At 65.0% G+C, this 5,746-nt stretch carries 6 protein-coding genes; all 6 read left to right on the forward strand.

Translation table 11 applies throughout. The features are described 5' to 3' along the window. Positions 1-56: 56 nt before the first annotated feature. The 6 genes from O0J15_RS20155 (at position 57) to galU (ending at position 5,694) form a co-directional block, all read left to right on the forward strand. Positions 57-362: an integration host factor subunit beta gene (locus O0J15_RS20155; RefSeq protein ID WP_005409286.1), complete on the forward strand. Its 306-nt coding sequence runs from the start codon at positions 57-59 to the stop codon at positions 360-362. Between the two features lie 77 nt (positions 363-439). After that, complete coding sequence (locus O0J15_RS20160) at positions 440-724, forward strand: LapA family protein (RefSeq protein ID WP_019661299.1); 285 nt, start codon at positions 440-442, stop codon at positions 722-724. Between the two features lie 6 nt (positions 725-730). Then, positions 731-1,909 (forward strand): lipopolysaccharide assembly protein LapB, encoded by a 1,179-nt coding sequence (gene lapB, locus O0J15_RS20165; RefSeq protein ID WP_019661300.1) that lies wholly within the window; start codon positions 731-733, stop codon positions 1,907-1,909. Between the two features lie 3 nt (positions 1,910-1,912). Then, on the forward strand, positions 1,913-2,902 hold the full coding sequence (locus tag O0J15_RS20170; RefSeq protein WP_021204149.1) for a glycosyltransferase family 4 protein: 990 nt from the start codon (positions 1,913-1,915) through the stop codon (positions 2,900-2,902). A gap of 3 nt (positions 2,903-2,905) precedes the next feature. Beyond that, positions 2,906-4,819 (forward strand): nucleoside-diphosphate sugar epimerase/dehydratase, encoded by a 1,914-nt coding sequence (locus tag O0J15_RS20175; protein WP_019661302.1) that lies wholly within the window; start codon positions 2,906-2,908, stop codon positions 4,817-4,819. Continuing rightward, the gene (gene galU / locus O0J15_RS20180; RefSeq protein ID WP_134735392.1) at positions 4,816-5,694 is read left to right on the forward strand and encodes a UTP--glucose-1-phosphate uridylyltransferase GalU; all 879 of its coding nucleotides are present in this window, start codon (positions 4,816-4,818) and stop codon (positions 5,692-5,694) included. The genes O0J15_RS20175 and galU overlap by 4 nt, the downstream gene beginning before the upstream one ends. The last annotated feature ends 52 nt before the right edge of the window (positions 5,695-5,746 follow it).

Consider the following 5,746-nt stretch of genomic DNA (forward strand, 5'->3'; position numbering starts at 1 on the left):
GGCCCGGGCCTTGCCCGGGCCGTTTCAGGCTGAGATACCCCTGATGTGAGCCGGTAATGACCAAATCCGAACTGATCGAAATCCTTGCGCGCCGCCAGGCGCACCTGAAGGCCGATGATGTCGATCTGGCGGTGAAGTCGTTGCTGGAAATGATGGGCGGATCGCTGTCCGCCGGGGATCGCATCGAAATTCGTGGTTTTGGCAGCTTCTCGCTGCACTATCGGCCGCCGCGCCTGGGTCGCAACCCGAAGACCGGCGAGTCGGTTGCCCTGCCGGGCAAGCACGTCCCACATTTCAAGCCGGGCAAGGAACTGCGCGAGCGTGTCAGCAGTGTGCTGCCGCTGGACGCCGATCCGGCCTGAGCCTCCCGTCGCGCCACCGCGTGCGAATCCAGCCGCGAGTCGGATAAGCTACGGACTCCTGCCACTGGAGCTGTCGCATGAAGGTTTTTCGTCTGCTGGTCCTGCTGGCGGTACTCATTGTTGGGTTGATCATCGGTGCCATGAACATGGACGAGATGACCATCAACCTGCTGTTCACCCAGCTCAAGACCTCGGTCGGCGTGGCCATCATTGCCGCGTTGCTGATCGGCGTCATCGTTGGTGCTGGCCTGGTGCTGGTGAGCGTGGTCATTCCGCTCTACAGCCAGCTGCGCCGCGCCAACAAGTCCGCTGCCGCCACGCCGGCACCGGTTGCCTCCCCTCAATCTTTTGATGGACGCTGATCGAAGATGGATTTCGTCACCGAGTGGTTCTGGTTCTTCCTGTTCGTTCCGCTGGCCGCACTGGCCGGGTGGGTGATCGGACGGCGTGGTGGTCAACGCCACGGTGACAACCAGGTCAGCCGCCTGTCCAGCACCTACTTCCGTGGCCTGAACTACCTGCTCAACGAGCAGCCGGACAAGGCCATCGAGCTGTTCCTGCACATCGCCGAGCTGGACAAGGAAACCTTCGAGACCCAGGTCGCGCTGGGCCACCTGTTCCGCCGCCGCGGCGAAGTCGATCGCGCCATCCGCCTGCACCAGGGCCTGGTCAACCGGCACGACCTCAGCGATGCGCAACGCGTGCAGGCGCTGCTGGCGCTGGGCGAGGACTACATGAAGTCCGGCCTGCTGGACCGTGCCGAGACCGTGTTCACCGAACTGGCGCAGCTGGACCAGCGTGCCCCGCAGGCACTCAAGCACCTGATCGGCATCTACCAGGCCGAGCGTGACTGGGAAAAGGCGATCGACAACGCGACCCGTTTCGAGGACGTCACCGGCGAGCCGATGGGCAAGCTGATCGGGCAGTTCGAGTGCGAACTGGCCGAACGCTTCCGCGGTGCCGGCAAGCTGGAAGAGGCGAGGGCGGCGATCGCTCGGGCCTACCAGGCCGATGCGATGTCGGTGCGTGCCGGCATCATCGAAGGGCGCCTGGAAACCGACGCGGGCAATCCGGAAGCGGCCGTACGCGCGTTCGAGCGTGCTGCGCGCAATGATCCGGAGTACCTGCCGGAGCTGCTGCCGGCGCTGATGCAGAACTACCGCAAGGTGGGTGATCTGGCAGGCGCGCGCGCTTTCCTGTCGGAGATGACCGAGCATTACCGTGGCATTGCCCCGGTGCTGGCGCTGACCCGCCTGATGGAAGAGCAGGAGGGCGTGGCCCCGGCCCGTGCCTATCTGGGCCGCCAGCTCAAGGACCGCCCGTCGGTGCGTGGCGAGTCCGCGCTGATCGACCTGACCCTTGCTGAAGGCGCTGATTCCACGGCGACCCTGCACGACCTCAAGCACATCACCGACCAGTTGCTGGTACGCAACCCGGCCTATCGCTGCACCCGCTGTGGTTTCGGGGCGCGCACCCATCACTGGCAGTGCCCGAGCTGCAAGGAGTGGGGTACGGTCAAGCCGCTGTTGAATTACGCGGTGCTCTGATCCATGCCGTGGCTCGTGATGGGCGCGCTGCTGGGCCTGGCCCTGCTGAGTGCGGCACTGACCTGGGCGGCGCGGGGCTATGCGCTGCGCCGGCAACTGTTTGACCAGCCGGGCGAGCGCCGCAGTCACAGCGTAGCGACCCCTCGAGGTGGCGGCATCGCCATCGTCATCAGCCTGCTGGTGACCGCCGGTGTTGCCATGTGGGCCTGGCCCGCAGCGCTTCCGAGCCTGCTCGTGGCCGCCCTTGGCCTGGCGCTGGTGGCGGGTATCGGCTGGTGGGATGACCATCGGCCGCTTCCGGCCATGCGCCGCCTGATGGTGCATTTCATCGCCGCCGCGCTGCTGGCCGCGCTGGTCAGGGTGCATGGTGGCAGCTGGCTGCTGGCCGTGTTGGTCCTGCTGTTCACTGCCTCTCTGATCAACATCTGGAATTTCATGGATGGGATCAACGGCATCGCGGCCAGCCAGGCCGTTGTGGTGGCCCTGGGGCTGGCGCCGTTGCTGCCCTGGCCGTACTCGCTGGCGGCCATCGCGTTGGGCCTGGCGTGCCTGGGCTTCCTGCCATTCAACTTCCCACGGGCCCGGATCTTCATGGGCGATGTCGGAAGTGGCGCGCTGGGTTATGCGGTTGCGGCGGTGCTGGCACTGGCCAGTGTCAAGACCGACATCAACTGGATACTGCTGCTTGTGTCGGCATCGCCGTTCCTTGTGGACGCGGGCTTCACACTGCTGGCGCGCATCATTTCAGGACAACGCTGGATGGAACCCCATACCCAGCATGTCTACCAGCGCGCGGTGCAGGCAGGAGCCAGTCACGCCCGGGTAACAGGGATGTACTTTGCTTTGGGCCTGTTCAGTATTACAGTGCTTAATGTCTGCTCCAACTTGCAGCCGAGGTGGGAGGCTGCCGTGGCGATCGCGTGGTTCATTGCGCTGAGCGTCCTCTGGCTCCTCCTGCGCAATGGATTGCGCCACCGAAAAGGAAATACCTGACTTATGGCTTCACCCTGGCGGGACAGAATCCTCGGCCTGATGCCGCGTTCGGCCATCGTCTGCCACGACCTGTTCATGGTCTGGGCATGCTGGCAGCTGCTGCACGCAGGGCGGTACTCGATCCTGGCCAACGCCCCCGAGCTCCCTCTCTGGAACGTCGACACCACGCTGGTGCTGCTGCTGCAGGGCCTGGTGTTCTGGCGCGTGGGCCTCTATCGGGGGCTGTGGCGCTTCGCCAGCGTCAGCGACCTGCTGAACATCTTCAAGGCCAGCTTCATCGGCATGGTGGCCATCGTGCTGGTGCTGATGTGGAAGCGCTTCGATGGCGTGCCGATGTCGGTGCTGGTGATCTATCCGTTCGCGCTGTCGGCGCTGCTGGGCGCGCCGCGCCTGCTGTACCGGGCCTGGAAGGACTACCAGGCGCTGCAGTCGGACTCATCCGCGCGTCGCGTGCTGATCCTGGGTGCCGGCCAGGCCGCCGAGACCCTGGTCCGTGACCTGCGCCGTTCAGGCAATTTCGAGCCGGTCGGCCTGCTGGACGATGCGCCGCACCTGCGCGGTGCCAAGCTGCAGGGCCTGCCGATCCTCGGCACCCTGGACGATGCGCCGACCGTGGTCCGTGAGACGGCGGCCAAGCTGCTGGTGATCGCCATCCCCTCGCTGGACGCCGCAGGCATGCAGCGGATCGTGGCCATCTGCGAAAGCACCGGCGTGCCGTTCCGCACCGTGCCCAAGCTCAGCGACATCCTGCAGGGCCAGTCGCTGCCGGGGCAGTTGAAGGAAGTGGCGATCGAGGATCTGCTCGGCCGCAAGCCGATCATGCCGGACTGGAACCTGATCCGTGGCTGGTTGGGCGGGCGTACGGTGATGGTCACCGGCGCTGGCGGCTCGATCGGCTCCGAGCTGTGCCGCCAGTGCGCGCGTCACGGTGCCGGTCGCATCATCCTGCTCGAGATCAGCGAGCTGCTGTTGCTGACCATCGAGGGTGAGCTGCGACGCAGCTTCCCGGACGTCGAGGTTGAAGCAGTGCTGGGCGATTGCGGCGACCCGGCGGTGATCCGCCATGCGCTGTCGCTGCATCCCGTCGACACCGCCTTCCATGCCGCCGCCTACAAGCATGTACCGGTGCTGGAGCGGCAGCTGCGCGAGGCGGTGCGCAACAACATCCTGGCCACAGAGAACGTGGCCCGCGCCTGCCTGGAAGCGCGCGTCGAGCACTTCGTGTTCATTTCCACCGACAAGGCCGTCGACCCGGTCAATGCGCTGGGCGCCAGCAAGCGCTATGCGGAAATGATCTGCCAGAGCCTGGACCAGAAGTCCACGCATACCCGTTTCGTCACGGTGCGCTTCGGCAACGTGCTGGCCTCGGCCGGCAGCGTGGTGCCACTGTTCCGCGAACAGATCCTGCGGGGTGGGCCGGTGACCGTCACCGACCCGGAAGTCAGCCGCTACTTCATGACCATCCCGGAGGCCTGTCAGCTGATCCTGCAGGCCGCCGCCTCGGCGTCGCACGGTGCGATCTATACCCTCGACATGGGCGAGCCGGTGCCGATCCGTGTACTGGCCGAGCAGATGATCCGCCTGGCCGGCAAGCAGCCGTACAAGGACATTCCGATCATCTACACCGGGCTGCGTCCGGGCGAGAAGCTGCACGAGACGCTGTTCTATTCGGACGAGGACTATCGTTCCACCGCGCACCCGAAGATTCTCGAGGCCGGTGTGCGCGCGTTCTCACGTGACCTGGTGCTGGGCAATGTTCCGCGCCTGCGCGATGCCGTGGCTGGTTACGACACCACCAGCATCCAGGAGATCCTGTTCGCGACAATGCCGGAGTTCTCGCCAATCGAACAGGATGCTTACATTTCATCCGCTAAAGTCGTGCCCTTTCCGGCACGTGAGGCCAACAGGCACCAATGAGCAAGCGAATTCGCAAGGCAGTTTTTCCAGTGGCAGGGCTCGGGACGCGCTTCTTGCCGGCAACCAAGACGGTTCCGAAGGAAATGTTGCCGATCATTGATCGTCCGCTGATCCAGTACGCGGTCGATGAGGCAATCGAAGCTGGTTGCGACACGCTGGTGTTCATCACCAACCGCTACAAGCATGCCGTGGCCGACTACTTCGACAAGGCTTACGAGCTGGAGCAGAAGCTCGAGCGAGCCGGCAAGCAGGAACAGCTGGAGATGATCCGCCACGTGCTTCCCAACGGCGTGCGTGCGATCTTTGTGACCCAGGCCGAGGCCCTGGGCCTGGGCCATGCGGTGCTGTGTGCAAAGGCCGTGATCGGTGACGAGCCGTTTGCAGTGCTGCTGCCGGACGACCTGATCTGGAACCGCGGCGACGGCGCGCTGAAGCAGATGGCCGATCTGAACGAAGCCAGTGGCGCCAGCGTCATCGCCGTTGAAGATGTGCCGCACGACAAGACCGCCAGCTATGGCATCGTCGCAACCGAGGCCTTCGATGGCCGCAAGGGGCGCATTTCGCAGATCGTGGAGAAGCCGAAGCCGGAGGACGCGCCGAGCGACCTGGCCGTGGTCGGCCGCTACGTGCTGAGCCCGAAGATCTTCGAGCTGCTGGAAAATACCGGCAGCGGCGCCGGCGGTGAGATCCAGCTGACCGACGCGATCGCGCAGCTGCTGAAGACCGAAGAGGTCGATGCCTATCGTTTCGAGGGCACGCGCTTCGACTGCGGCACGCACCTGGGGCTGGTCGAAGCGACGATCCGTTTCGCGCTGGACAACCCGAAGCTGGCCGGCCCGGCGCGGGAGAAGCTGACGGCGATGTTGGCGGAATAAGGTTTATCAAGCGCTCCGTCAGCGCCTTGATTGATACGTGATGGGCGGGACC

Source organism: Stenotrophomonas sp. Sm10 (assembly GCF_030985515.1).
In the GTDB taxonomy this organism is placed as follows: domain Bacteria; phylum Pseudomonadota; class Gammaproteobacteria; order Xanthomonadales; family Xanthomonadaceae; genus Stenotrophomonas; species Stenotrophomonas hibiscicola.

Coding starts and splice junctions, on each gene's coding strand:
- O0J15_RS20155 (WP_005409286.1), top strand. CDS start 57: ATGACCAAATCCGAACTGATCGAAATCCTTGCGCGCCGCCAGGCGCAC.
- O0J15_RS20160 (WP_019661299.1), top strand. CDS start 440: ATGAAGGTTTTTCGTCTGCTGGTCCTGCTGGCGGTACTCATTGTTGGG.
- lapB (WP_019661300.1), top strand. CDS start 731: ATGGATTTCGTCACCGAGTGGTTCTGGTTCTTCCTGTTCGTTCCGCTG.
- O0J15_RS20170 (WP_021204149.1), top strand. CDS start 1,913: ATGCCGTGGCTCGTGATGGGCGCGCTGCTGGGCCTGGCCCTGCTGAGT.
- O0J15_RS20175 (WP_019661302.1), top strand. CDS start 2,906: ATGGCTTCACCCTGGCGGGACAGAATCCTCGGCCTGATGCCGCGTTCG.
- galU (WP_134735392.1), top strand. CDS start 4,816: ATGAGCAAGCGAATTCGCAAGGCAGTTTTTCCAGTGGCAGGGCTCGGG.